The sequence below is a fragment of the Pseudomonas beijingensis genome, from assembly GCF_030687295.1.
Taxonomy (GTDB): Bacteria; Pseudomonadota; Gammaproteobacteria; order Pseudomonadales; family Pseudomonadaceae; genus Aquipseudomonas; species Aquipseudomonas beijingensis.
In genome coordinates this window covers 1,916,258-1,942,653 of record NZ_CP117425.1, presented here as the reverse complement: position 1 = coordinate 1,942,653, position 26,396 = coordinate 1,916,258, and the positions used below count along the sequence as shown (strand labels likewise).

The window sequence follows — 26,396 nt, the reverse complement described above, 5'->3', positions numbered from 1 at the left end:
GGCTCACGGGACGAAATACGAAAAACCTATCGCCCCGGTCGAAAAACCTCTTACTCCTCACTGCGACCACGGAAACCACGGCCCAGCAGGTACTGCTCACGGGAGCGATCACGTGATGATTTCGGCTTGCGCGTCGTGACCTTCTCGAACTGCTTGCGCACGCTCTTGTGGTATTCGTCAAAGCCTTCACCCTGGAAGACCTTGATCAAAAAATCACCACCTGGCTTCAACACCCGAGTCGCAAGATCCAGTGCCAACTCGCACAGGAACATCGATCGCGGCATATCAACAGATGCCAATCCACTCATATTGGGGGCCATATCGGAAATCACAAGGTCCACCTCGTTTTTTCCAACCGCTTCAAGGATCTGCGCCAGCACGGCGTCCTCGGTAAAGTCGCCCTGAATGAAGGTCACATCCGGGATGCTGTCCATTTCCAGGATATCGGAAGCGATCAGTGTACCTTGCCCACCAATCAGACGACTGGTCACCTGGGACCAGCCACCCGGGGCAGCGCCCAAGTCGATCACGCTCATGCCCGGACGGATCAAACGGTCTCTTTCCTGAATCTCCAGCAGCTTGTAGCTGGCACGGGAACGATACCCGTCTTTTTGCGCCATTTTCACGAATGGGTCGTTGAAATGCTCTTGCAGCCATTTAAGACTTGTCTTGGAACGGGCCACGGGCCACCTCAAAAATAAAACGGGTCGTGATTAAGTGGGCGGTCCCGGACTTGCTCGGGTAAACTGGCCGCCGCTTTTTACAAGATCAGACGCAGGGGTCAGATTATGCCGCTCACTCAAGAGCAGAAGAAACAATACAAATCCATTGGCCACCATCTGAAACCGGTTTTGACTGTGGCTGACAACGGTTTGACTGAAGGTGTACTCGCCGAACTGGAACGCGCCTTGGGCGATCATGAGCTGATCAAGATCAAGCTCCACATCCTCGATCGCGAAGCCCGCCTGGCTGCCGTTGCCGAATTGTGCAAGACCGGCAAGGCAGACCTGGTGCAGGTCATCGGCAAGATGGCGCTGATTTATCGCAAGAATTTCAGCGTCAACAAGCAACTGTCGAACGTTCACCGCTTCAAGTGATGCCAAAGGGTCAAGGGTGTGCTTCGCACACCCTGCCGCTCCAGCCGGGAACCGGCTGCAACACCAGCACCAATCCGGAAAAACCCAGCACCAAGTAACTGAATACCTGCCACTGGCTCGCATCCGGCCAGCCGAGATGCACCGCAAAGAACATCCCACACGCGTACAACGACATGAGCAACAATTGCCCACGAATGTCGCGCCATAGACTGGCAAGGCCCTCGGCCTGAACCAGCACCAAAGCCTGAAACATTACGCACGCCGCGGAAAAACCCACCAGCAGCGCCGTCAACATGCCCGCGATTTCATCGATCAGCAGCGGTGCCAGGCCGACTCGACCCAGCACCGGCAGCAAACCGATATGCAGCAACCAGACGCCACCCACCCACAACATCTGGGTGAGTTGCCAGATCATGGCGCCCGCTCGTAGCGGGCGCCTTCGTTCAGATGTGACGGACTTCGACAATCTCATACTCGATGACACCACCCGGCGTCTTCACCGCCACCACATCGCCCTCTTCCTTGGCAATCAAGGCACGAGCAATGGGTGAACCGACGGAAATCTTGCCGAGCTTGATGTCTGCCTCGTCCTCGCCAACGATCTGATACGTCACGCTTTCATCGGTCTCGACGTTGGCGATTTCCACCGTAGTGCCAAAAATGACCTTGCCGGTGTGCGGAATCGTCGTGACATCGATGATCACCGCATTCTGCATGCGGCCTTCGATGTCACGAACACGCGCCTCGACCATCCCCTGCTCCTCTCGGGCAGCATGGTATTCGGCGTTTTCCTTCAGGTCGCCCAGCTCACGCGCTTCACCGATCGCCTGGCTCAAGCGCGGGCGCTCGACCTTGGTCAGGAAAGCGTGTTCTTCTTCCAGGGCCTTCGCGCCCTGAACTGTCATCGGGTACTTGGTTATGCTCATGCCTTCAATCCTGCATGTAGATCCTGCAAGCGACGTACGGTCTTCTCGGGACCGAACTTGAGCGCTTCGCAGATCGCTTCGCCTGCCGCAATGGTCGTGGTGCAGTAGATCTTGTGCTGCAGCGCATTGCGACGAATGGAGTAGGAATCAGCGATCGATTGACGACCTTCGGTGGTGTTGATGATCAGCGTGACTTCGTCATTCTTGATCATATCGACCACGTGCGGACGTCCCTCGGTCACCTTGTTCACGCGGCGCACTTTCAGGCCTGCGGCTTCGATCAACCTGGCAGTACCGGCAGTGGCGACCACTTCGAAGCCCAAGTTGATCAGATCACGGGCTACGCCTGCAACCAGTGGCTTGTCGTCATCACGCACGCTGATGAACGCCGTGCCACCAGTCGGCAACACTTCGCTGGCGCCCATCTGGGCCTTGGCGAACGCCTCACCGAAGGTATCGCCCACGCCCATCACTTCACCGGTGGATTTCATTTCCGGGCCGAGGATCGGGTCCACGCCAGGGAACTTGGCGAACGGGAACACCGCCTCTTTCACACTGTAGAAGTTCGGAATGATTTCCTTGGTGAAGTTCAGCTCTTTCAGGGTTTTACCAGCCATGACTCGTGCCGCGATCATCGCCAGGGAAACACCGATGCACTTGGAGACGAACGGCACGGTCCGGGAAGCGCGCGGGTTGACTTCGATGACGTAGATGTCTTCGCCCTGCAGGGCCAGCTGCACGTTCATCAGGCCGACGACGCCCAGTTCCAGGGCCATTTTCTTGACCTGCTCGCGCATCTCGTCCTGGATGTGCGCCGGCAGCGAGTAAGGCGGCAGCGAACAGGCGGAGTCACCGGAGTGAACACCGGCCTGCTCGATGTGCTGCATTATCGCGCCGATCACCACGTCCTTGCCGTCGCTGACTGCGTCCACGTCCATTTCGATGGCGCAGTTGAGGAAGTGGTCCAGCAGCACCGGGCTGTCGTTGGACACCTGGACCGCTTCGCGCAGGTAGCGCTTGAGTTCGTCTTCCTGATAGACGATTTCCATCGCACGACCGCCCAGTACATAGGACGGACGCACCACCAGCGGGTAACCGATCTTGGCGGCGGCACGAATCGCTTCGTCTTCACTGCGCACGGTGGCGTTTGGCGGCTGGCGCAGGTTCAGGCGCTCGACCATCTGCTGGAAGCGCTCACGGTCTTCGGCGCGGTCGATCGCATCCGGGCTGGTACCAATGATCGGCACGCCGGCGGCTTCAAGGGCACGGGCCAATTTCAGCGGGGTCTGGCCGCCGTACTGGACGATCACGCCTTTTGGCTTCTCGACGCGGACGATTTCCAGCACGTCTTCCAGGGTCACAGGCTCGAAGTACAGGCGATCGGAGGTGTCGTAGTCGGTGGACACGGTTTCCGGGTTGCAGTTGACCATGATGGTCTCGTAACCGTCGTCGCGCAGGGCCAGTGCCGCGTGTACGCAGCAGTAGTCGAACTCGATGCCCTGGCCGATCCGGTTAGGACCGCCACCCAGGATCATGATCTTGTCGCGAGTCGATGGCGCGGCTTCGCACTCTTCTTCGTACGTGGAATACAGGTAGGCGGTGTCGGTGGCGAACTCGGCCGCGCAGGTGTCGACGCGCTTGTAGACCGGGAACACTTCCAGCTTGTGACGATGAGCGCGCAGGCTCTTCTCGGTCACACCCAGCAGCTTGGCCAGGCGCATGTCGGAGAAACCCTTGCGCTTGAGGCGGAACATTGTGTCGCGATTGATGCTGGACATGCCCAGGGTCTTGACCTTCTCTTCTTCCTTGATCAGATCTTCGATCTGCACCAGGAACCAAGGGTCAATCATGTTCATGCCGAAAATCTGCTCGACGGTCATGCCGGCGCGGAAGGCATCGGCCACGTACCAGATGCGCTCGGCACCCGGCACGGTCAGCTCGCGCTTGAGCACGCTCATGCTTTCCGGGTCGTTCAGGTCCAGCTTCGGATCGAGGCCGCAGACGCCCACTTCCAGGCCGCGCAGGGCTTTCTGCAGGGATTCCTGGAAGGTCCGGCCGATGGCCATGACTTCACCGACCGACTTCATCTGAGTGGTCAGGCGGGCGTCGGCCTTGGCGAATTTTTCGAAGGCGAAACGTGGCAGCTTGGTCACGACGTAGTCGATGGACGGTTCGAAGGACGCCGGAGTCTTGCCGCCGGTGATGTCGTTCGACAGCTCGTCCAAGGTGTAGCCCACGGCCAGCTTGGCGGCGACCTTGGCAATCGGGAAACCGGTGGCCTTGGACGCCAGGGCCGACGAACGGGATACCCGCGGGTTCATCTCGATGACCACCATGCGACCGGTGTTCGGGCAGATGCCGAACTGGACGTTGGAGCCGCCGGTTTCCACTCCGATCTCGCGCAGCACCGCCAGGGAGGCGTTACGCAGGATCTGGTATTCCTTGTCGGTCAGGGTCTGGGCCGGTGCGACGGTGATCGAGTCGCCGGTGTGCACGCCCATCGGGTCGAAGTTTTCGATGGAGCAGACAATGATGCAGTTGTCCTTTTTGTCACGGACAACTTCCATCTCGTATTCTTTCCAGCCGATCAGGGATTCATCGATCAGCAGTTCCTTGGTCGGCGACAAGTCGAGACCACGGGCGCAGATTTCTTCGAATTCTTCACGGTTGTAGGCGATGCCGCCACCGGTGCCGCCCATGGTGAAGGACGGACGGATGATGCATGGGAAGCCGAGGCGTTCCAGGACGGCGTTGGCCTCTTCCATGCTGTGGGCGATGCCCGAGCGTGGGCAGTCCAGGCCGATGGATTTCATCGCCTTGTCGAAGCGCGAACGGTCTTCGGCCTTGTCGATGGTGTCGGCGTTGGCACCGATCATTTCCACACCGAACTTCTCCAGGACGCCTTCGCGCTCCAGGTCCAGGGCGCAGTTCAGCGCGGTCTGGCCACCCATGGTTGGCAGCAGTGCGTCCGGGCGCTCCTTCTCGATGATCTTGGCAACGGTCTGCCACTTGATCGGCTCGATGTAGGTGGCGTCGGCCATGGCCGGGTCGGTCATGATGGTGGCCGGGTTGGAGTTCACCAGGATGACGCGGTAACCCTCTTCGCGCAGGGCTTTACAGGCCTGGGCGCCGGAGTAGTCGAATTCGCAGGCCTGGCCGATCACGATCGGGCCAGCGCCGAGAATCAGGATGCTTTTTATGTCTGTACGTTTTGGCATGGGTTTGTCACTCAAATCCGCAGGTCAGTCGGCTAGGCCGTCGAACAATCTTTGAAGCGCCCGAAGGGGCCGCCGAACTCGGGGCCGCCCTCGGGCTTCACGCGGTCAGCGTCGCTTGGCCATCTCGTTGATGAAGCGATCGAACAGCGGCGCCACATCGTTCGGGCCCGGGCTTGCTTCAGGGTGGCCCTGGAAGCTGAACGCGCTCTTGTCGGTACGCTCGATACCTTGCAGCGTGCCGTCGAACAGCGACTTGTGAATCGCACGTACGTTGGCCGGCAGGGTCGCTTCATCCACCGCAAAACCGTGGTTCTGGCTGGTGATCATCACCACGCCGGTATCCAGGTCCTGCACCGGGTGGTTGGCACCGTGGTGGCCGTGGCCCATTTTCAAGGTCTTGGCGCCCGAAGCGAGGGCCAGCAGTTGGTGACCGAGGCAGATACCGAATACCGGGATCTCGGTTTCCAGCACGTCCTTGATCGCCTGAATGGCGTAGTCGCAAGGTTCCGGGTCACCCGGGCCGTTGGACAGGAACACGCCGTCGGGCTTGAGGGCCAGGACGTCGGCGGCCGGGGTTTGGGCCGGCACCACGGTGACGCGGCAACCACGCTCGACCAGCATGCGCAAGATGTTCAGCTTGACGCCGTAGTCGTACGCCACCACGTGGTACGGCAGCTCGGAAGCCTCGATCGTCGCGTGACTGTCGGTCTTCAGGTCCCAGACCGTGGAGCGCCATTCGTACTGTTGCTTGGTGCTGACGACTTTCGCCAGGTCCATGCCCTTGAGGCCAGGGAAGCCCTGGGCAGCGGCAATGGCGGCTTCTTCGGAAATGTTGTCGCCGGCCATGATGCAGCCATTCTGCGCGCCTTTTTCCCGGAGGATGCGGGTCAGGCGGCGGGTGTCGATACCGGCGATCGCCACGACATTGTTGGCTTTCAGGTAATCGGACAGGGACATCGTGTTACGCCAGTTGCTCGCGACCAGCGGCAAGTCACGGATGACCAGGCCGGCGGACCAGACACGATCGGACTCGGCGTCTTCCGGCGTGGTGCCGGTGTTGCCGATGTGCGGATAAGTCAGGGTAACGATTTGCTGGGCGTAGGAAGGATCGGTAAGAATTTCCTGATAGCCGGTCATTGCGGTGTTAAACACCACCTCACCAACGGTCTGACCGTCGGCTCCAATGGCTTCGCCGCGAAAAATGCTGCCATCAGCAAGGGCGAGTATGGCTGGCTTAGTCAAGAAGACCTCCCGTAAATAAAGCCTGAAAGGGCGATCGCAGGTTGTAAAAAAGCGGAGTGACGTATGGACACGTCACCCCGCTTGTTCACTGAATTATTCTGCGCGCTTTTAGTGGACACACTAAAGCTGTAGCTTACAGAAAAAGGCTTTTTTGGTCCACCGCTAATGAGCCTTAAAGGCAGGGGAATGCGACAGGTCGTCGCGAAGCGGTGTAAAACGGGGCGCAGTATAACCTGAACCCCGCCTTCAATGGCATCAACGCAGGTCGAGAACGTCCTGCATGTCGTACAAACCAGGCTCGCGGCCATCCAGCCACAGCGCGGCACGTACAGCGCCCTTGGCGAAGGTCATCCGACTGGATGCCTTGTGGGTGATCTCCAGGCGCTCGCCTTCAGTGGCGAACAACACGGTGTGATCACCTACCACATCACCGCCACGCACCGTGGCGAAACCGATGGTATCGCGCTCACGGGCACCGGTATGCCCTTCACGCCCGTACACGGCGACTTTCTGCAGATCACGCCCCAGTGCATCGGCAATCACTTCACCCATGCGCAAGGCCGTTCCCGAAGGTGCGTCGATCTTGTGCCGGTGATGAGCCTCGATGATTTCGATATCGGCATCGTCACCCAAGACCCGGGCCGCCATGTCCAGCAACTTCAGCGACAGGTTCACGCCCACACTGAAGTTCGCCGCGAACACGATCGGAATGTCTTTGCCTGCATCGGCCAGCAATTGCTTTTGCGCAGCGTCCAGCCCCGTCGTACCGATCACCATGGCCTTGCCGTGCTTGCGGCAGATCGTGAGGTTTTTCAGCATCACTTCCGGCAGGGTGAAATCGATCAGTACATCGAACTCATCAAGCACCTTCTCCAGGCCACCGGACATCGGCACGCCGATACGCCCCAGCGATGCCAGCTCGCCGGCATCGGCGCCCACCAGCGTACTGTCGGGCCGCACGATGGCCGCCGTCAGGCCGGAGAGCGGCGAGCGCTGCTGCACCGCCTCGACCAGCGCTTTGCCCATGCGCCCCGCAGCGCCCATCACAGCTATACGTCGCATGCGAACTCCTTACAGGTCGCCGAAGAAGCGCTTCACGCCTTCGAACCAACCGGTGGTTTTCGGGGAGTGACTGTTGTCATCCGCCAGCGAACTGCGGAACTCTTCCAACAGCTCCCGCTGGCGCCGACTCAGGTTGACCGGCGTCTCCACCGCCACACGGCACATCAGGTCACCCGCACCACCGCCACGCACTGGCGCGACGCCTTTGCCACGGATCCGGAACTGCTTGCCGGTTTGCGTGCCCTCGGGAATCTTCAGCTTGACGCGACCGTCGAGGGTCGGGATCTCAAGCTCGCCGCCCAAGGCTGCATCGACGAAGCTGATCGGCACTTCGCAGAACAGGTGCTTGCCGTCGCGCTGGAAAATCGCATGCTCGCGCACGTTGATGACCACATACAGGTCGCCAGTCGGGCCGCCCTGGGCACCCGCCTCGCCTTCGCCGGACAGGCGAATACGGTCGCCAGTATCGACACCGGCCGGCACTTTGACCGACAGCGTCTTGTACTCTTCGACACGTCCTTCGCCATGGCAGGAATCGCACGGGTCGGAAATGATCTTGCCTTGGCCATGGCAACGCGGGCAGGTCTGCTGGACCGAGAAAAAGCCCTGCTGCATGCGAACCTGGCCGATGCCGCCGCAAGTCGGGCAGGTCACAGGCGAGGAGCCCTTCTTGGCACCCGAGCCATCGCACGGCTTGCAGTTGACCAGTGTCGGCACACGGATATTGACGGTGGTACCGCGCACCGCCTCTTCCAGGTTCAACTCCAGCGTATAGCGCAGGTCACTGCCACGCTGAGCGCCACCACGGGCACCGCCACGACCGCCGCCGAAGAAATCGCTGAACACATCACCGAAAATATCGGAGAAGTTCTGGCCGCCGAAACCGGCACCGCCGCCGCCCATGCTTGGGTCGACACCGGCATGCCCGTACTGGTCGTAGGCCGCGCGCTTGCTGGAATCGGACAGAACTTCGTAAGCCTCGTTGGCTTCCTTGAACATCTCTTCCGACGCTTTATCGCCGGGATTACGGTCCGGGTGGTGCTTCATCGCCAGGCGACGATAAGCCTTTTTCAGCTCTGCCTCGCTGGCCCCCCGCTCGACACCCAATACTTCGTAAAAATCACGCTTCGCCATTAGTCTTTGCACTCTTATAGGACGTCCGGCAAACCTCTCCTGAACCTTGCCAAACTCGTTGAGCCCCAATGCAGGCCCGGACCCAACTCACGTCAATTCAACGATCCTGGTCTTTAAATATTTCAGCCAGGGCCCCGGCCAAAACGCAGTGCCCATCGCCGGAAAGCAGGAGCATTCCCGAACGCACCGCCAACATCCGAACACTGTCGCATGCTGTAAAAATTCATTAGCTCCAGACACGCCAACGCGGGAGCAAGCCCCCGCGCGGCGACATCCTACCAGCCACCGCACAAATGCAGTCAACCGGCCGACCAACAAGCGATTACTTGTGGTCTTTCACTTCTTCGAACTCAGCGTCGACAACGTCGTCAGCTTTCTCAGCCGACTCGCCCTGCGCAGCTGCACCTTCAGCAGGCTGAGCCTGTTCGGCGTACATCTTCTGAGCCACGGGTGCGGAGACCTTGGACAACTCTTCGATCTTCGCTTCGATGGCCGCCTTGTCGTCGCCTTTTACAGCGGCTTCCAGGGCAACCACGGCCGCTTCGATGGCAGTTTTCTCTTCCGCGGTCACTTTCTCGCCAGCATCAGCGATCATTTTGCGGGTCGAGTGCACCAAGGCGTCGCCCTGGTTGCGGGCGCTGGCCAGCTCTTCGAACTTGCGGTCTTCCTCGGCGTTGACTTCAGCGTCGCGAACCATCTGCTGAATTTCTCTTCTTCGGACAGACCGGAGTTGGCCTTGATCACGATCGACTGGGTCTTGCCGGTGGCCTTGTCTTTCGCGCCGACGTGCAGGATGCCGTTGGCGTCGATGTCGAAGGTCACTTCGATTTGTGGCACGCCACGTGGCGCTGGCGGAATCTCGGCCAGATCGAACTTGCCCAGGGACTTGTTCTGGGCAGCCTGCTTGCGCTCACCTTGCAGCACGTGGATGGTCACGGCGCCCTGGTTGTCGTCGGCCGTCGAGAACACCTGGGATTTCTTGGTAGGAATCGTGGTGTTTTTCTCGATCAGCGCGGTCATCACGCCGCCCATGGTTTCGATACCCAGGGTCAGCGGGCTGACGTCGAGCAGCAGAACGTCCTTCACGTCACCGGCCAGAACGGCGCCCTGGATGGCAGCACCCATGGCAACGGCTTCGTCCGGGTTCACGTCCTTACGCGCTTCTTTACCGAAGAAGTCGGTGACCAGCTTCTGGACCAGTGGCATACGGGTCTGACCGCCCACCAGGATCACGTCGTTGATCGAACCAACGTCGATACCGGCGTCTTTCATGGCGATGCGGCAAGGTTCGATGGTGCGCTGAACCAGGTCTTCCACCAGCGCTTCGAGCTTGGCTCGGGAGATTTTGACGTTCAGGTGCTTAGGACCGGTGGCGTCTGCGGTGATGTACGGCAGGTTCACATCGGTCGACTGGCTCGAGGACAGTTCGATCTTGGCTTTTTCAGCGGCTTCTTTCAGGCGCTGCATGGCCAGCGGGTCACCCTTGAGGTTCATGCCGCTTTCTTTCTTGAACTCGTCGACGAGGTAATCGATCAGGCGGATGTCGAAGTCTTCACCACCGAGGAACGTGTCACCGTTGGTTGCCAACACTTCGAACTGGTGCTCGCCGTCGACTTCAGCGATCTCGATCACGGAGACGTCGAAGGTACCGCCACCCAGGTCATAAACGATCACGGTGTGATCGCCCTTGGCCTTGTCCATACCGTAGGCCAGAGCGGCCGCAGTCGGTTCGTTGATGATACGTTTTACGTCCAGACCCGCGATGCGGCCAGCGTCTTTGGTCGCCTGGCGCTGGCTGTCATTGAAATAGGCAGGAACGGTGATGACCGCCTCGGTCACCGCTTCGCCGAGGTAGTCTTCGGCGGTTTTCTTCATTTTCTTGAGGATTTCAGCCGAGATCTGAGGTGGCGCCATTTTCTGGCCGTTCACTTCAACCCAAGCGTCGCCATTGTCAGCCTTGGCGATTTTGTAAGGCACCATCTTGATGTCTTTCTGGACGACTTCTTCGTCGAACTTGCGACCGATCAGACGCTTCACCGCGTACAGGGTGTTATGCGGATTGGTCACTGCCTGACGCTTGGCCGACTGGCCAACCAGAATCTCGCCATCATTGGCGTACGCGATGATCGACGGCGTGGTGCGCGCGCCTTCAGCGTTTTCAATAACCTTGGCCTTGCCGTTTTCCAGCACGGAGACGCACGAGTTGGTGGTCCCCAGGTCGATGCCGATAATCTTGCCCATGTTAACTCTCCCGGAACTTGGATTTTGTTGCCGCAGCAGTGGTGGCTAACTGCGGTAGCACTTAAACGCTTGACTTATAGATGGGGCCGCTGCGCCCGATTTCAAGCCTGCTCATCAATAGAAGGCGAAACCGGTGCCGGCGCCTTGCTGACCACGACCATGGCCGGGCGCAGCAGACGGCCGTTGAGCAGATAGCCCTTCTGGAAAACCTTCAAGACACTGTTCGGCTCGGCGTCAGTACTTTCCTGCATCGCCATGGCCTGGTGATGTTCGGCGTTGAAGGGTTCGCCATGCGGATCAAGGGCTTCGAGCTGATACCGCTTGAGGGTGTCCTGGAACATTTTCAGGGTCAGTTCGATGCCTTCACGCATCGGACGGATGTTCTCGTCGTCCGGGTTGGACAGCTCCAGGCCGCGCTCCAGGCTGTCGATGATCGGCAGCAGGTCGCCGGCAAAACGCTCCAGGGCGAATTTATGAGCCTTTTCCACATCTTGCTCGGCGCGACGGCGGACATTCTGCAGGTCGGCTGCTACACGCAACGCCTGATCCTGCGCACCGGCCAGTTGCTCCTCGAGCACTTGTACACGTGCCGTCAGGTCTTCACCGGAATCCTGGGAAGCCTGATTGGCGTCTAGATTTTGCGTGTCCTGCGTCTGTTCGTCAGCCATAGAGATTTCTCCTTTCAACTTCGTCCGCGAGCTCGACTCGCGCTTCTGCCCCGGTATATGGGGCCGGGTTTTCCAGCTTCAAGGGCCACCTGACGAATTAACCTTACAAAAAGCAGCTGCATAATCATTCCTCGCCGCGCTAAGAAAAACACTTTCCCAAGCAAATCGAGCTAAGCGTGGGCATTGTCAGGCCGAAACAAAACACTGTATAAATAACCAGACCTAAAGCCTGGGAGCGGCCTTATGCTGGTGCACCTGTCCGTACACAATTACGCCATCGTCGAACACCTCGACCTCGAACTCGATCGAGGCATGAGCGTGATCACCGGTGAAACCGGCGCGGGCAAGTCGATCATGCTCGACGCCCTGGGCCTGACGCTGGGCGACCGCGCCGACAGCGGCGTGGTGCGCCCCGGAGCGGACAAGGCCGACATCCTGGCGACGTTCGACCTGGTCGACATCCCCGAGGCCAGCGCCTGGCTGGCCGAACGCGACCTGGACACCGACGGCCTGTGCATCCTGCGCCGGGTCATCACCGCCGAAGGTCGCTCCCGAGGCTACATCAACGGCACGCCCTGCCCCCTGGGCGACCTCAAGGCCCTCGGCGAACTGTTGATCGACATCCACAGCCAGCATGAACACCAATCCCTGCTCAAGACCGATACCCATCGTCGCCTGCTGGATGAATACGCCGGCGCCACCGATCTGGCCCGGCAAGTCCAACTGGCCGCCCAACGCTGGCGCCAGACCCGGCAGGAACTGGATCGCCTCTCCAATTCCGGCGACGAACAGCGTGCCCGTCACCAGTTGTTGAGCTACCAGCTCGAAGAGCTGGAGAACCTGTCCCTGGGTGAAAATGAACTGGAAGAACTGGAGCAGGAACACAAGAACCTGACCAACGCCGAAACCCTGCTGGGTATCTGCCGCCAAGTGGACGAACAATGCAGCGAGAGCGATTCGGGCAATGTGCTCAACGCACTGACAGCGAGCCTGAACCGACTCTCCAGCGTGAACAACTCGGTGGGCGCCCTGAACGAAGCGACCAACCTGCTGACGAGCGCGCAGATCCAGGTCGAGGAAGCCGTTGGGGAACTGAACCGTTTCCTCGATCACTTCGACGCCGACCCGGCACGCCTGCAGTACCTGGAAGAGCGCCTGGACACCATCTATACACTGGCGCGCAAGCACCGCATCCAGCCAACCGACGTTGCCGAACTCCAGCAGCGCCTGCTGGAAGAACTGGAAACCCTGAACGCCAACGATGAATCCATCGAGCGCCTGGGAGACGAACTGGCTTCCTATGCCCGTCATTACCAGGAAAAGGCCAAGGAGCTCAGTGAACTTCGGCGCCAGGCCGCGACAGGGCTGGCCAGTGCCGTGGAGCAGGAGATCCAGCGCCTGGGCATGCCGGGCGGACGCTTCACCATCGAATTGCGCCCCAACGCCGGTGACGAGCTCCAACCCAATGGGCTGGAACAGGTTGAGTTGCTGGTCAGCGCCAACCCCGGGCAACCGCTCAAGGGCCTGGCCAAAGTCGCCTCCGGCGGTGAGTTGTCTCGGATCAGCCTGGCCATCCAGGTCATTACCGCGCAGACCTCTCGTGTGCCGACGCTGGTATTCGACGAAGTGGACGTGGGCATCGGTGGTCCAACCGCGGAAATTGTCGGCCAACTGCTGCGCCGACTGGGGGAACGCGGCCAGGTGCTGACCGTCACTCACCTGCCCCAGGTCGCTGCCCAGGGACACCAGCATTTATTTGTGCACAAGGTACGTGGCGAAGACGCCACTCGCACTGCCGTGTCCAAACTCAACAAAAACGAGCGGGTGGAAGAGGTGGCGCGCATGCTCGGGGGCATCGACCTCACCAAGGAATCCCTGGCCCACGCGAAAAAAATGGTCGTTACCGCGAAAATCTGAGAACGGCAGAAAGCACGAAGGCGACCCTGGGGTCGCCTTCGTTCGTTTCGCGAACCTTAAGTCCGCGCGACATGCTTACTTTTTCTTGCGTACGTACAGCACAAGATTGTGATCAACCATCTCGAAGCCATACTTGTCGACGATTGCTTTCTGCAGCCGCTCGATTTCTTCGTCGAAGAATTCGATGACTTCACTGGTCTCGACGTTGACCATATGGTCGTGATGCTTGCCGTCGTCCAGTTCGAAGACCGCATGGCCTCCGTCGAAGTTGTGTCGCACCACAAGGCCAGCTGCCTCGAACTGGGTCAGAACACGGTAAACCGTGGCCAGACCGACGTCCTCACCAGCCTCCATAAGCGCCTTGTAGACATCCTCGGCACTCATGTGGCGTTGCTCGGCGGAATCGAGCATTTGTAGAATCTTGACCCGTGGCAGGGTCACTTTGAGGCCGGCTTTGCGTAGTTCGCTATTTTCAACCATGGTCAGCTTTCTCGCGATGCTGCTTCGCAGCTTCTCTTAATGCGGGTATGATCGGCGTTTACGTTGTCCCAGCCAAGATAGTGGAAGTCGCCCACCGATGCAAAACACCAAGCTCTTGCTAACCAGTTTCACCTTTGTGGGACTGCTCGCACTCGCCGGTTGTTCATTCCCCGGGGTTTACAAAATCGACATCCAGCAGGGCAATGTCGTCACGCAGGACATGATAGACCAGTTACGCCCGGGAATGACCCGCCGGCAAGTACGGTTTATCATGGGTAACCCCCTGCTGACCGACACGTTCCATGCCGATCGCTGGGATTATCTGTACAGCTTGCAGCCAGGCGGCGGTGAGCGCCAACAGGAACGCATCAGCGTTATCTTCAGTCCTGACGACCAACTCGTCAGCTTGTCGGGCGATTTCATGCCTGGCGTGAGTCGCGACGAGGCCATCATGGGCAAGGACAGCGGCACCACCGTGACCGACCCAGCCCAGAATGCCGAACAGCCGAAACCGGAAAAACCGGTCAAGCCAGGTTCGTTGCTGGACCAGATCCAGAAGGATGTCGACAAAGTCGAGACCGTACCGGTCCCGACACCCGAGCCCCTGGACACCTCGCCGCAATAAATTGCGACATGAAAAAACCCGGCATGCCGGGTTTTTTATTGCCTGCGATTCAGACCAGGTTATTGCTCCGATTGTCGCGCCAGGGCAGCCTTGGCCGCACGCAGGCGACGAATTTCCTTCGGATCAGCCAACAAAGGTCGATAAATCTCCAATCGATCAGCCGCCTGCACCACCTGGTTATCCGGATCGGCAACCACCTTGCCAAAAATCCCCACCGGGCAAGTTGCCAGGTCCAGCTCCGGGAATGCATCTGCAATCCCCGAGCCCAGCAGCGCCGCACGAACACGGGTGCCTTCCTGGACCACGCAGGTGCGCAAGACCTGGCGATCCACCGCGGCATACACCACTTCTATCTCAATCAACGCTTGAGCTCTGCATTCTGCTTGGCCCGCTGGCAGAACGCGTCGACCAGGGTATTGGCGGCCTGATTGAACAGCGGCCCCAACGTCGCGCGTACCAGCGGGCCGGCGTAGTCGAACGACAGGTCCAGGCTGATCTTGCAGGCTTTTTCGCCCAGAGGCTTGAACACCCAGACGCCGTGGAGCTGATTGAAGGGCCCCTCTTCCAGGTTCATTTCGATGGATTGCCCCGGCACCAGCGTATTACGCGTGACGAAGCGCTGGCTCAAGCCGCCCTTGGCAATGTTGAGGCTGGCGCGCATATGGGTATCAGAACTCTCCAACACCTCGGCGGATGAGCACCACGGCAAAAACTCCGGATAGCTCGCCACATCGTTGACCAGGTCATACAGCGCCTGCGCCGGATAGGGCAGCAAGGCCGAACGTTGAATGTGTGTCGTCATGTAAGCGTCACTTCCACAGCTGAGCGGCAAACACTACGAGAATGCCGATGGGCGCCACGTAGCGCATCAAGAACAGGCTCAAGGCGAACAATACAGGGTTGCGCAGCGACAGTTCATCGCGCACAGCTTCACGCCCCATGATCCATCCTGCAAACACCACGAAACACAAACCACCCAGTGGCAACATGATCCGTGACGTGAAGAAATCAATCACGCCGAAGAAGTCCAGCCCCCCGGTTGCTCCCCACTGGTAGAGATGGAACAGCCCGTCTTCGTTCACGAAAAACTTTGCCTGCTTCCATATATTGAAGGAAAACACCGTGCCCAGGCCGACAAACCAGCAGGTGAAAGCCAACCAGAAAGTCACCCAGGCACGGCTGAGGCGGGTCCTTTCGACCAGATAGGCCACCATGGGCTCCAGCAGGGAAATGGCCGAACTCCAGGCCGCGATGGCCACCAGGAGGAAAAACACCACGCCCATCACTTGGCCGAACGCCATGCTGCCAAAGGCAAATGGCAGGCTGACAAACATCAGTCCTGGTCCTTCACTGGGGTTCAGGCCAGCGGCGAACACAATCGGAAACAATGCCACACCCGCCAGCAGCGACACGAAGGTGTCCAGCAGCGCGACGCCGACAACGGTTCGGGTCAGGGAGGCGTTCTTGGGCATGTAGGCGCCGTAGATCATGATCGAACCGACCCCGACGCTCAGGGAGAAGAACGCATGCCCCATGGCCGGCAGCAGCCCGTCCAGGACTTTCTCCGGCTGGAAGTCGAACATGAAATGCACGCCTTCCATGAAATGCCCGGTAGTCATGCTGTAGCCCAGCAATACCAGGATCATCACGAACAGCAACGGCATCATGATCCGCAGGCTGCGCTCAAGCCCGGCCACGACGCCCCGGGCAATCACCACCGCCGAGAGGACCATGAAAATCGTGTGCCAGAGGGTCAGCCTCCAGGGATCGGCGATCACGTTGCCGAAGTAGGCGCCGACCTGATCGGGCGTCACGCCTTGAAAATCCCCACGCCCCATGTCGATGATGTAGTCCAGCGACCAGCCGCCGACCACGCTGTAGAACGACAGGATCAGCAACGCCGTGATCATCCCGGCGAACGCGCCCCACGACCACTTGGGCGAATGCCCTGCCGCCACTGCCAGCACCTTCAAGGCGTTGGCCGGGCTCTGCCGGGCACGACGACCAATCAGGGTTTCGGCCAGCATCACCGGCGCACCGATGAGCGCAATGCACGCCAGGAACATCAATACAAAGGCGCCGCCACCGTAGACGCCGACCATGTAGGGAAATTTCCAGATACTGCCCAACCCCACCGCCGAACCGGTTGCAGCGAATATAAAGACCCAGCGGCTAGCCCAACTGCCGTGGACAGAAACCTTGTCTGTCGACATCGTGATCACGCCCAGCGTTCGAAAAAGAGGCCGCATTGTCCGGGATTCACTCAACGTGCTCAAGCACGCAGCTTCACCGTAGCCGACACGCACGCAACTGCCTATAATGCCGCCCCTATGGCTAAACAGAAGAAACACCCCACAGGGACCATCGCGCAAAACAAAAAGGCGCGACACGATTACTTCATCGAACAACGTTTCGAGGCTGGCATGGTCCTGGCCGGCTGGGAAGTAAAGAGCTTGCGTGCCGGCAAGGCGCAACTGGTCGACAGCTATGTGCTGCTCAAGGACGGCGAAGCCTGGCTGCTGGGCAGTCATTTTACGCCGCTGACCACCGCCAGCACCCATGTGATCGCCGACCCGACGCGCTCGCGCAAACTGCTGCTGAACAAACGCGAGCTGGAAAAACTCTTCGCGTCTGTGCAGCAGAAGGGCTACACCTGCGTCTGCACGTCACTGTACTGGAGCAAGCACTTGATCAAGTGCGAAATTGCCCTGGGCAAAGGCAAGAAGGAATACGACAAGCGCGATACCGAGCGCGAACGCGACGCTGGTCGCGAGTTGCAGCGCGCGGTGCGCAACAAGGGCAAGGAAGACTGATTCTTTCGCCTTGAGGCCGCTTTCGCGAGCAAGCCCGCTCCCACCCAGATCCCGGTAATACACATATCCTGTGTTCACTGAAGATCCAATGTGGGAGCGAGCTTGCTCGCGATGGCGTCGACACATCCAAAAATTGATGTGTCAGGCAGACCGCTATCGCGAGCAAGCTCGCTCCCACCCAGATCCCGGCAATACACATATCCTGTGTTCACTGAAGATCCAATGTGGGAGCGCGGGCACGATTACATCCCCTTGCGCCGCTCCGCCCGCGCCACCCGCTGCACTTCCTGGCGTACCTCTTCCAAGACCTCCTGCACGTACAAGATATGTCGGCTGGACACTTCCCGCGCCTGCTCGGCCTGCCCTTCCATAATGGCTTGATACAACTCTCGGTGCTGGCTGATCAGCATGTCGCGGGTTTCGCTGCGCTGTTTGTACATGCCACCGATGTTGGTCACCACGTTGCGCTTGAGCAGATCGAACAGCCCGCGAATGGTGTGCAGCAACACCGCGTTATGACTGGCCTCGGCAATCGCCAGATGGAACCGCGCATCCGCTGCGCCCTCCTCGGCCCGGCTGACTTCGTCGTGCCGCGAGTAGCAATCCTGCAGCTCATCGAAAGCCGCCGTCAGTCGCTCGCGATCCACATCCGTAGCTCGTAGCGCCGCGTAGTAGGCACAGGACGCTTCCAGCGTATGGCGGAACTCCAACAAATCCCGTTGCGCCTCAGGATTGCTTTCCAGCAGTTGCAGCAGCGGATCACTGAACGTCGAGCCCAGTGACTCCACCACATAGTTGCCGCCGCCCTGGCGACTGATCAACAAACCTTTGGCCGTCAGCTTCTGGATCGCCTCACGCAACGAAGGGCGTGACACGCCGAACTGCTCGGCCAGGGTCCGCTCGGCGGGCAGCCGCTCGCCCGACTTCAGCGTGCCCTCAAGGATCATGCCTTCAAGCCGCTCGACAATATCGTCAGACAAACGGCGCTGACGAATCTGATCAAACCCCATAACTCGATTCTCCGCGATCCCGACGACTCGCCGGGCTCTCTATTCTGGCCCATCCGGGCCGCGTCCACACCCACCAAAAGCCGTTTATGCCAACGGATCAGATGCCCTCTGCACCGCTTATTCGACGAAAGTTTCAGGGCGGCAAATTGACACACGACAACCAAGGCTTTTACCCTAGCCAACAGCGATTGTAAATTGGTATTACCAATTAACCAAAGCGCTGACCAGTGCCTGACCAACAACAATTAGGGGCCCACCCACTATGCAAACCTGGCAACAGCTCTACAGCCCGCTCGGCAGCCTCGGCTTGTCCGCACTCGCGGCCGTTATTCCCATCGTGTTTTTCTTCCTGGCCCTGGCGGTGTTTCGCCTCAAGGGGCACGTGGCCGGCAGCATCACCCTGGCCCTGGCGATTGCCGTGGCGATCTTTGCGTTCCAAATGCCCGCCGACATGGCCTTTGCCGCTGCCGGTTATGGTTTTGCCTATGGCTTGTGGCCCATCGCCTGGATCATCGTCGCCGCGGTGTTTCTCTACAAACTGACGGTCAAGAGCGGCCAGTTCGAAGTGATCCGCAGCTCGGTGCTGTCGATTACCGACGACCAACGCCTGCAAGTGCTGTTGATCGGCTTTTGCTTCGGCGCATTCCTGGAAGGTGCCGCCGGTTTCGGTGCGCCGGTGGCGATCACCGCCGCGCTGCTGGTCGGCCTGGGTTTCAACCCTCTGTACGCCGCCGGCTTGTGCCTGATCGCCAACACCGCCCCGGTGGCGTTCGGCGCGTTGGGTATCCCGATCATCGTGGCCGGCCAGGTCACCGGGATCGATGCGTTCAAGATCGGCGCCATGACCGGTCGCCAGTTGCCACTGCTGTCGCTGTTCGTGCCGTTCTGGTTGGTGTTCATGATGGACGGCCTGCGCGGCGTGCGGGAAACCTGGCCAGCAGCACTGGTGGCCGGTTTGAGCTTCGCCATCACCCAGTACTTCACCTCCAACTTCATCGGCCCCGAACTGCCGGACATCACCTCGGCCCTGGCCAGCCTGATTTCCCTGACCCTGTTTTTGAAAGTCTGGCAGCCCAAGCGCAGCGCAGGTGCCCAGATTGCTGGCGCCACTTCCAGCGCAACGGTCACCGCCAGCGTCGGCGGTTTCGGTCAGCCGCGCAGCACCGTGGTTTCGCCCTACAGCCTGGGGGAAATTATCAAGGCCTGGTCGCCGTTCCTGATCCTCACTGTGCTGGTAACAATCTGGACCCTGAAACCGTTCAAGGCGATGTTCGCCGCCGGCGGCTCCATGTACGGCTGGGTGTTCAACTTCGCCATCCCGCACCTGGACCAGATGGTGATCAAGGTCGCGCCGATCGTGGTCAATCCAACAGCCATCCCGGCGGTCTTCAAGCTTGATCCGATTTCCGCTACCGGCACGGCGATTTTCTTCTCGGCCTTGATCTCGATGCTGGTGTTGAAGATCAACCTTAAAACTGGTCTTACCACTTTAAAAGAGACCTTCTACGAACTGCGCTGGCCGATTCTGTCCATCGGCATGGTGCTGGCCTTCGCCTTCGTCACCAACTACTCGGGCATGTCCTCGACCATGGCACTGGTGCTGGCCGGCACGGGCGCGGCGTTCCCATTCTTCTCGCCGTTCCTGGGTTGGCTGGGCGTGTTCCTGACCGGTTCCGATACCTCGTCCAACGCGCTGTTCAGCTCGCTGCAAGCCACCACCGCGCACCAGATCGGCGTCAACGACACCTTGCTCGTCGCGGCGAACACCAGCGGCGGCGTGACCGGCAAGATGATTTCGCCACAATCGATCGCGGTGGCCTGCGCGGCGACCGGGCTGGTGGGCAAGGAATCGGATCTGTTCCGTTTCACCCTCAAACACAGCCTATTCTTTGCAACGATTGTCGGCCTGATCACGTTGGCCCAGGCCTACTGGTTTACCGGCATGCTGGTTCATTAAGTCCTACACGCGATACTGGAAAAACCGACGCCGAACCCTGATTCGGCGTCTGCTATTCACAACCGGGTCTGCAAGGCTGCTGAAAGATTTCCTGGCTATATTCAGCAGCCTCAGCGGACGGATAACCGGGACCACCCGGAGACACGCCTGATGAGCGAGCTTTTTTACAACGCCGTACCGAACGCGACCCGAGTCGCCCCGCCCTTGCCCGAGCCTCGGCAGTACCCCAGCGAAAAACCGCCACGGGTCTACCTGTTCGGAACGTGTGTGGTGGACCTGTTCTATCCCGAAGCCGGGATGGATGCCATTCACCTGCTGGAGCGCGAAGGGATCCGGGTGGAGTACCCACAAGGGCAAAGTTGCTGCGGCCAACCGGCCTACACCTCGGGGTACACCGAGCAGGCGCGGACGGTAGCTCGGGCGCAACTGGCCCTGTTTGCCGGCGATTATCCAGTGGTGGTGCCCTCGGGCTCCTGCGCAGGCATGCTGCGCGAGCATTACGCCGACCTGTTCAAGGATGAGCCCGACACGCTCAAACAGGTCCAGGCCCTGGCGGCCCGGACCTATGAATTGGCCGAATTCCTGCTGTTTGTCTGCAAAGTGCAGCTGCAGGACAGCGGCGAGCCGGTGAAAATTGCGTTGCACACGTCCTGCTCGGCACGGCGTGAAATGAATACCCACCTGCATGGCCGCGCGTTATTGGCACAGCTACGCAATGTGGAGCGCGTCGAACACAGCCACGAAAGCGAGTGCTGTGGCTTTGGTGGGACGTTCAGCGTTCGCATGCCGGATATTTCCGGCGCGATGGTGGCCGACAAGACCCGGGCGCTGAAGGAATCCGGTGCGCACAAGATCATCAGTGCCGACTGCGGTTGCTTGATGAACATCAACGGCGCGCTGGAAAAACAGCAGGAAGCGTTACGCGGCCAGCATCTGGCGAGCTTCCTCTGGCAGCGTAGCGGAGGTGTCGCATGAGCACGCCGACGCTGATCCCGACTGTAGATGTGCAGGAAGATTTTCGCGCCCGGGCCCACAAGGCTTTGGACGACACGCAACTGCGAAACAACTTTCGCAGCGCGATGGATTCACTGATGACCAAACGGGCAACGTCTTTCAGCGATGCCCACGAAAGAGAACACCTGCGAGTGCTCGGCAATGCCGTCCGCGCCCGCGCGTTATCCAAGCTGCCCGACCTGCTCGAGCAACTTGAAACCAACCTGACCCGCAACGGTGTGAACGTACACTGGGCGGAGACGGTGGACGAAGCCAATGGCATCGTCCTCTCGATCATCCGCGCTCACGAGGCGCGGCAAGTGATCAAGGGCAAATCGATGGTCAGCGAAGAGATGGAGATGAACCATTTCCTCGAGGCTCGGGACATTGAATGTCTCGAATCCGACATGGGGGAGTACATCGTCCAGCTCGATCACGAGAAGCCTTCACACATCATTATGCCGGCGATCCACAAGAACGCCGGTCAGGTCGCGTCCTTGTTCCACGACAAACTCGGCGTGGAGTACACCAAGGACGTTGACCAACTCATTCAGATCGGTCGCAAGGTATTGCGGCAGAAATTCTTCGAGGCCGACGTCGGCGTCTCGGGCGTCAACTTCGCCGTCGCCGAAACCGGCACGCTGTTGCTGGTGGAAAACGAAGGCAACGGGCGGATGTCCACCACCGTGCCGCCAGTGCACATCGCCGTGACCGGCATCGAAAAAGTCGTGGAGAACCTGCGCGATGTCGTGCCGCTACTGTCGCTGCTGACCCGTTCGGCCCTCGGCCAGCCCATCACCACCTACGTCAACATGATCTCCGGCCCGCGCAAGGCCAACGAACTGGACGGTCCCCAGGAAGTCCACCTGGTGCTGCTGGACAACGGTCGCAGCCAGGCGTTTGCCGACAGCGAATTGCGCCAGACCCTGAACTGCATCCGCTGCGGCGCTTGTATGAATCATTGCCCGGTCTATACCCGAATCGGCGGTCATGCCTACGGCGAGGTTTACCCGGGACCTATCGGAAAAATCATCACGCCGCACATGGTCGGCCTGGCCAAAGTCCCAGACCACCCCAGCGCCTCTTCGCTGTGCGGCGCCTGCGGTGAAGTGTGCCCGGTGAAAATCCCGATCCCCGCCCTGCTGCGGCGGCTGCGCGAAGAAAACGTCAAGGCACCGGACAGCCCGAACCAAGTAATGCGCGGCCAAGGCAGCAAATATTCAGCCAAGGAACGCTTCATCTGGAATGCCTGGGCCCGGCTCAACAGTTCGCCACGGTTGTACCGGCTGTTCGGTTTCCTCGCCACGCGCCTGCGTGCCCTGACACCGAAAAACGTCGGCCCATGGACCCAGAACCACAGCGCCCCCAAACCCGCCGCCCGCTCATTGCATGACCTGGCCAGCGAACACCTGAACCAGCAGGGAGACCGCCGATGAGCGCCAAAAACAATATCCTCGCCAAGCTGCGTAAAAGCCTGACGGGCACCACGCCGGTTGCCGACAACTTCGATGTCGAACTGGTGACGCAAACCTACCGCTACGCGCCCGAGGAACGCATCCCGCAATTGCGCAAGCTGATGGAAGCGGTGCACACCGAAATCCACCTGACATCCGGCGAAGGCTGGCCGGCCCTGCTGGCGCAATTGCTGCGCGACCGTCAACTGCCGAGTTTGCTCATCGCCCCGACCACAGCGCACGGGCAAAAAATCACACAGTTCTGGGCGAACAATCCGGACCTACCAACTCTCAAGGCCTACGACCGCCCGGTAGAAGAATGGAAAGCTGAGTTGTTCAATGATACCCCCGCCAGCCTGACCGGAACCCTCGGCGCCATCGCCGCCACCGGTAGCCTGATTCTCTGGCCGACCCGGGAAGAACCACGCCTGATGAGCCTGGTACCGCCCGTGCATTTCGCCCTGCTCAAGGCCAGTGAAATCCGCGACAACTTCTATGAAGTGCAACAGGAATTCGAATGGGCCCAAGGCATGCCCACCAACGCCCTGCTGGTGTCGGGCCCGTCGAAAACCGCCGACATCGAACAAGTCCTGGCCTATGGCGCCCATGGCCCTAAGGATCTGGTGGTTTTGATTCTGGAGGACCAATGACCCTTCCGGCCCCGTTCCTGCGCGATGTACAGCAACTGATCCCGCAAAAGCGACGTTTCGACGATCCTCTGTCGACCTTGGCCTTCGGCACCGACGCCAGTTTCTATCGGCTGATTCCGAAACTGGTGGTACGGGTCGAAAGCGAAGACGAAGTGGTCGCCCTGCTACAACTGGCCCAGCGCGATCAGGTGCCCGTCACCTTCCGTGCGGCTGGCACCAGCTTGTCTGGCCAAGCCATCAGCGACTCGGTGCTGATTGTGCTGGGGGATAACTGGAACGGTCGCGAGATTCGTCAGCAAGGCACGCAGATCCGTTTACAACCCGGCGTGATCGGCGCCCAGGCCAACGCCTGGCTGGCGCCGTTCGGGCGCAAGATCGGCCCTGATCCGGCCTCGATCAACGCCTGCAAAATCGGCGGCATCGTCGCCAACAACGCCAGCGGCATGTGCTGCGGCACGGCCCAGAATACCTATCACACCCTCGCCGGTATCCGCTTGGTCCTGGCCGATGGCACGCGCCTGGATACCGAAGACGACAGCAGCGTGGCGGCTTTTCGTACAAGCCATGGCGAACTGCTGGAACGCCTGGCGACCCTGGGTCGCGAGACCCGCGCCAATAGCGAATTGGCTGCGCGAATTCGCCACAAATACCGTCTGAAAAATACCACCGGCCTGTCACTCAATGCCCTGGTGGATTTCGACGAGCCTGTGGATATCTTGAGCCATCTGTTAGTGGGCTCCGAAGGCACCCTCGGCTTCATCAGCGCGGTGACCTACAACACCGTCATCGACCATCCGAACAAGGCTTCGGCGCTGATCGTCTTCCCGGATGTGGAAACCTGCTGCAATGCGGTCACCGTGCTGAAAAGCCAGCCTGTCTCAGCGGTAGAACTGCTGGACCGCCGCAGCCTGCGCTCGGTGCAGGACAAACCGGGCATGCCGGATTTCGTACAGCATTTGTCGATCAATGCCTGCGCCTTGCTGATCGAATCCCGCGCCGCTTCTTCGTCGCTGCTACAAGAACAACTGGCCCGGATCATGGCTTCGCTGGCCGGTTTCCCGGTGGAAAAACAGGTCGATTTTACCGAAGACCCACGGGAAAACGCCCGGCTCTGGGCGATCCGCAAGGACACTTTTCCAGCGGTGGGTGCGGTACGTAAAACCGGCACCACGGTGATCATCGAAGACGTGACCTTTCCGGTGGAGCAACTGGCCATTGGCGTGAATCGTCTGATCGAGCTGTTCGACAAACATCACTACGACGAAGCGATCCTTTTCGGACACGCGCTGGAAGGCAATCTGCACTTCGTCTTCACCCAAGGCTTCAACAACCCTGAAGAAGTCGCACGCTACCAGGCCTTCATGGACGACGTGGCGCAATTGGTGGCGGTGGAATTCGGCGGCTCGCTGAAAGCCGAACACGGCACCGGACGCAACATGGCACCGTTCGTCGAGCTGGAATGGGGCAGCGATGCCTATCAATTGATGTGGCAGCTCAAGCGCCTGCTCGATCCCAACGGGATCCTCAACCCGGATGTCGTGCTCAGTGAGGATCCGCAAATCCACCTCAAGCACCTCAAACCGCTGCCGGCCGCCGATGAGATTGTGGACAAGTGCATCGAGTGCGGTTTCTGCGAGCCGGTGTGTCCGTCCAAGGACCTGACCTTGAGCCCGCGCCAGCGCATCGTGATCTGGCGGGATATCCAAGCGAAGAAACGCGCCGGCACGGACACCACCGAGCTGGAACGTGCCTACCAATACCAGGGCATCGATACCTGCGCCGCCACGGGCCTGTGTGCACAACGTTGCCCGGTAGGCATCAATACCGGCGAGCTGGTGAAAAAACTGCGCAGCCGTGACGCGACGCAGACGAAAACCGCCAACTGGATTGAAGGAAATTTCGCCACCACGCTGCAAGGCGCACGCTTTGCCCTGCACGTCGCCAACGGTGCGCGCATGCTGCTGGGCGCCCCCCGCCTGGCAAAACTGTCGGCCTCGTTGACGCGCCTGTCCAAGGGCCAGGTGCCGCAGTGGACCAACGCCATGCCCCAGCCGGAAAAGGCCATTCGTTTCAGCCCTACCGTTTCGGACGCACGTCCGAGGGTGGTGTACCTGGCGGCGTGCGTGTCGCGGGTCATGGGCCCGGCGGCGGCGGACAAGGAGCAGATGTCGCTGTACGACAAGACCCGCGGCCTGCTGGAAAAGGCCGGCTATCAGGTGGTCTTTCCAGACAATGTGGACAATCTCTGCTGCGGCCAGCCTTTTGCTTCCAAAGGCTACACCGAACAAGCCGAGCACAAGCGTCAGGAACTGATCGGTGCCTTGCTGCACGCCAGTCGCGGCGGGCTCGACCCCATCTACTGTGACACCAGCCCGTGCACGCTGCGGTTGGTCCAGGATCTGGGTGACGTGCGACTGGATCTGTACGACCCGGTGCGCTTCATCCGTACCCATTTGATGGACCGCCTCGACTTCATCCCCCAGGAGGCGCCCGTCGCGGTGCACGTCACGTGCAGTACACAGCACCTCGGCGAAAGCCAGGCGTTGATCGACCTGGCGCGCAAGTGCAGTAAACAAGTGGTGATTCCGGAAGGTATCCATTGCTGTGGTTTCGCCGGCGACAAGGGCTTTACCACCCCCGAACTCAACGCCCATTCGTTGCGAACCCTCAAGGACGCGGTCCAAGATTGCACCGAGGGCATTTCCACCAGCCGCACCTGTGAGATCGGTCTTACACAACACGGCGCAATCGACTACCACGCACTGGTGTATCTGGTAGACCGTGTCACTCGCCCCAAACCCGCCAACGGTGAGGGCCTTGCGATGGGACTCGAAGAAAAATCGAATTCCTGCGCTTCGCTGTAGTCACTTGAATAGGCCCGGCTGCACTGGGCCATCCACCACCAACTC

At 59.9% G+C, this 26,396-nt stretch carries 22 protein-coding genes and 1 pseudogene; 9 read left to right on the top strand and 14 right to left on the bottom strand.

Annotated features, from left to right (window positions below; genetic code table 11):
• Positions 1–50 precede the first annotated feature (50 nt).
• Entirely contained in the window at positions 51–683 is a 633-nt protein-coding gene (gene rlmE, locus PSH84_RS08740; protein WP_003177853.1) for a 23S rRNA (uridine(2552)-2'-O)-methyltransferase RlmE, read from the bottom strand.
• Positions 684–788: 105 nt separating this feature from the next.
• Here rlmE and PSH84_RS08735 point away from each other — a divergent pair, with 105 nt between their 5' ends.
• Positions 789–1,097, top strand: a complete 309-nt coding sequence (locus PSH84_RS08735; protein ID WP_305482652.1) for a YhbY family RNA-binding protein — start codon at positions 789–791, stop codon at positions 1,095–1,097.
• 10 nt (positions 1,098–1,107) lie between these two features.
• Here the strand turns inward: PSH84_RS08735 and PSH84_RS08730 are convergent, their stop codons facing one another.
• The 8 genes and pseudogenes from PSH84_RS08730 to grpE all read right to left on the bottom strand — a co-directional run bounded on the left by PSH84_RS08730 (position 1,108) and on the right by grpE (position 11,588).
• Positions 1,108–1,512, bottom strand: coding sequence for an MFS transporter (locus PSH84_RS08730; RefSeq protein ID WP_092328556.1), 405 nt, complete (start codon positions 1,510–1,512; stop codon positions 1,108–1,110).
• A gap of 28 nt (positions 1,513–1,540) precedes the next feature.
• Entirely contained in the window at positions 1,541–2,017 is a 477-nt protein-coding gene (greA, locus tag PSH84_RS08725; protein ID WP_030139783.1) for a transcription elongation factor GreA, read from the bottom strand.
• A gap of 2 nt (positions 2,018–2,019) precedes the next feature.
• Positions 2,020–5,241, bottom strand: a complete 3,222-nt coding sequence (gene carB, locus PSH84_RS08720) for a carbamoyl-phosphate synthase large subunit (protein WP_122569139.1) — start codon at positions 5,239–5,241, stop codon at positions 2,020–2,022.
• Between the two features lie 105 nt (positions 5,242–5,346).
• Positions 5,347–6,483: a glutamine-hydrolyzing carbamoyl-phosphate synthase small subunit gene (gene carA / locus PSH84_RS08715; RefSeq protein ID WP_122569138.1), complete on the bottom strand. Its 1,137-nt coding sequence runs from the start codon at positions 6,481–6,483 to the stop codon at positions 5,347–5,349.
• A 255-nt stretch (positions 6,484–6,738) separates the two neighbouring features.
• Positions 6,739–7,545, bottom strand: coding sequence for a 4-hydroxy-tetrahydrodipicolinate reductase (dapB, locus tag PSH84_RS08710; protein ID WP_122569137.1), 807 nt, complete (start codon positions 7,543–7,545; stop codon positions 6,739–6,741).
• Positions 7,546–7,554: 9 nt separating this feature from the next.
• Entirely contained in the window at positions 7,555–8,679 is a 1,125-nt protein-coding gene (dnaJ, locus tag PSH84_RS08705; protein WP_030139779.1) for a molecular chaperone DnaJ, read from the bottom strand.
• Between the two features lie 322 nt (positions 8,680–9,001).
• A pseudogene (gene dnaK / locus PSH84_RS08700) lies at positions 9,002–10,920 on the bottom strand (molecular chaperone DnaK).
• A 101-nt stretch (positions 10,921–11,021) separates the two neighbouring features.
• Positions 11,022–11,588, bottom strand: coding sequence for a nucleotide exchange factor GrpE (grpE, locus tag PSH84_RS08695; protein ID WP_305482651.1), 567 nt, complete (start codon positions 11,586–11,588; stop codon positions 11,022–11,024).
• A gap of 243 nt (positions 11,589–11,831) precedes the next feature.
• Here grpE and recN point away from each other — a divergent pair, with 243 nt between their 5' ends.
• A complete protein-coding gene (recN, locus tag PSH84_RS08690) occupies positions 11,832–13,505 on the top strand; it encodes a DNA repair protein RecN (protein WP_305482650.1) in 1,674 nt (557 codons plus the stop codon).
• 75 nt (positions 13,506–13,580) lie between these two features.
• Here the strand turns inward: recN and fur are convergent, their stop codons facing one another.
• Positions 13,581–13,985, bottom strand: a complete 405-nt coding sequence (gene fur, locus PSH84_RS08685) for a ferric iron uptake transcriptional regulator (protein WP_003197684.1) — start codon at positions 13,983–13,985, stop codon at positions 13,581–13,583.
• A 97-nt stretch (positions 13,986–14,082) separates the two neighbouring features.
• Here fur and PSH84_RS08680 point away from each other — a divergent pair, with 97 nt between their 5' ends.
• A complete protein-coding gene (locus PSH84_RS08680) occupies positions 14,083–14,610 on the top strand; it encodes an outer membrane protein assembly factor BamE (protein WP_122569134.1) in 528 nt (175 codons plus the stop codon).
• A gap of 59 nt (positions 14,611–14,669) precedes the next feature.
• Here PSH84_RS08680 and PSH84_RS08675 read toward each other — a convergent pair whose 3' ends face one another.
• Genes PSH84_RS08675 through PSH84_RS08665 form a run of 3 tightly spaced genes read right to left on the bottom strand, consistent with a single transcriptional unit; the run spans position 14,670 to position 16,823 of the window.
• A complete protein-coding gene (locus tag PSH84_RS08675; protein ID WP_122569133.1) occupies positions 14,670–14,972 on the bottom strand; it encodes an RnfH family protein in 303 nt (100 codons plus the stop codon).
• Positions 14,969–15,412 (bottom strand): type II toxin-antitoxin system RatA family toxin, encoded by a 444-nt coding sequence (locus tag PSH84_RS08670; protein WP_122569132.1) that lies wholly within the window; start codon positions 15,410–15,412, stop codon positions 14,969–14,971. Before PSH84_RS08670 ends, PSH84_RS08675 begins: the two co-directional genes overlap by 4 nt.
• Before the next feature lie 7 nt (positions 15,413–15,419).
• Positions 15,420–16,823 carry a sodium-dependent transporter gene (locus PSH84_RS08665; protein ID WP_122569176.1) on the bottom strand — a complete coding sequence of 468 codons (1,404 nt, stop codon included), beginning with the start codon at positions 16,821–16,823 and terminating at the stop codon, positions 15,420–15,422.
• A 117-nt stretch (positions 16,824–16,940) separates the two neighbouring features.
• Between PSH84_RS08665 and smpB the strand changes: the two genes are divergently transcribed.
• Positions 16,941–17,423, top strand: a complete 483-nt coding sequence (gene smpB, locus PSH84_RS08660) for an SsrA-binding protein SmpB (RefSeq protein WP_003197663.1) — start codon at positions 16,941–16,943, stop codon at positions 17,421–17,423.
• Positions 17,424–17,665: 242 nt separating this feature from the next.
• Here smpB and PSH84_RS08655 read toward each other — a convergent pair whose 3' ends face one another.
• Positions 17,666–18,433: an FCD domain-containing protein gene (locus PSH84_RS08655; protein WP_122569130.1), complete on the bottom strand. Its 768-nt coding sequence runs from the start codon at positions 18,431–18,433 to the stop codon at positions 17,666–17,668.
• Between the two features lie 262 nt (positions 18,434–18,695).
• Between PSH84_RS08655 and PSH84_RS08650 the strand changes: the two genes are divergently transcribed.
• The 5 genes from PSH84_RS08650 (at position 18,696) to PSH84_RS08630 (ending at position 26,351) form a co-directional block, all read left to right on the top strand.
• Positions 18,696–20,390, top strand: a complete 1,695-nt coding sequence (locus tag PSH84_RS08650) for a lactate permease LctP family transporter (RefSeq protein WP_122569129.1) — start codon at positions 18,696–18,698, stop codon at positions 20,388–20,390.
• Positions 20,391–20,540: 150 nt separating this feature from the next.
• Positions 20,541–21,365, top strand: a complete 825-nt coding sequence (locus PSH84_RS08645; RefSeq protein WP_122569128.1) for a (Fe-S)-binding protein — start codon at positions 20,541–20,543, stop codon at positions 21,363–21,365.
• Complete coding sequence (locus tag PSH84_RS08640; protein ID WP_305482648.1) at positions 21,362–22,819, top strand: LutB/LldF family L-lactate oxidation iron-sulfur protein; 1,458 nt, start codon at positions 21,362–21,364, stop codon at positions 22,817–22,819. The genes PSH84_RS08645 and PSH84_RS08640 overlap by 4 nt, the downstream gene beginning before the upstream one ends.
• A complete protein-coding gene (locus PSH84_RS08635; RefSeq protein ID WP_122569126.1) occupies positions 22,816–23,487 on the top strand; it encodes a LutC/YkgG family protein in 672 nt (223 codons plus the stop codon). Before PSH84_RS08640 ends, PSH84_RS08635 begins: the two co-directional genes overlap by 4 nt.
• On the top strand, positions 23,484–26,351 hold the full coding sequence (locus PSH84_RS08630; protein ID WP_305482646.1) for an FAD-binding and (Fe-S)-binding domain-containing protein: 2,868 nt from the start codon (positions 23,484–23,486) through the stop codon (positions 26,349–26,351). The genes PSH84_RS08635 and PSH84_RS08630 overlap by 4 nt, the downstream gene beginning before the upstream one ends.
• The last annotated feature ends 45 nt before the right edge of the window (positions 26,352–26,396 follow it).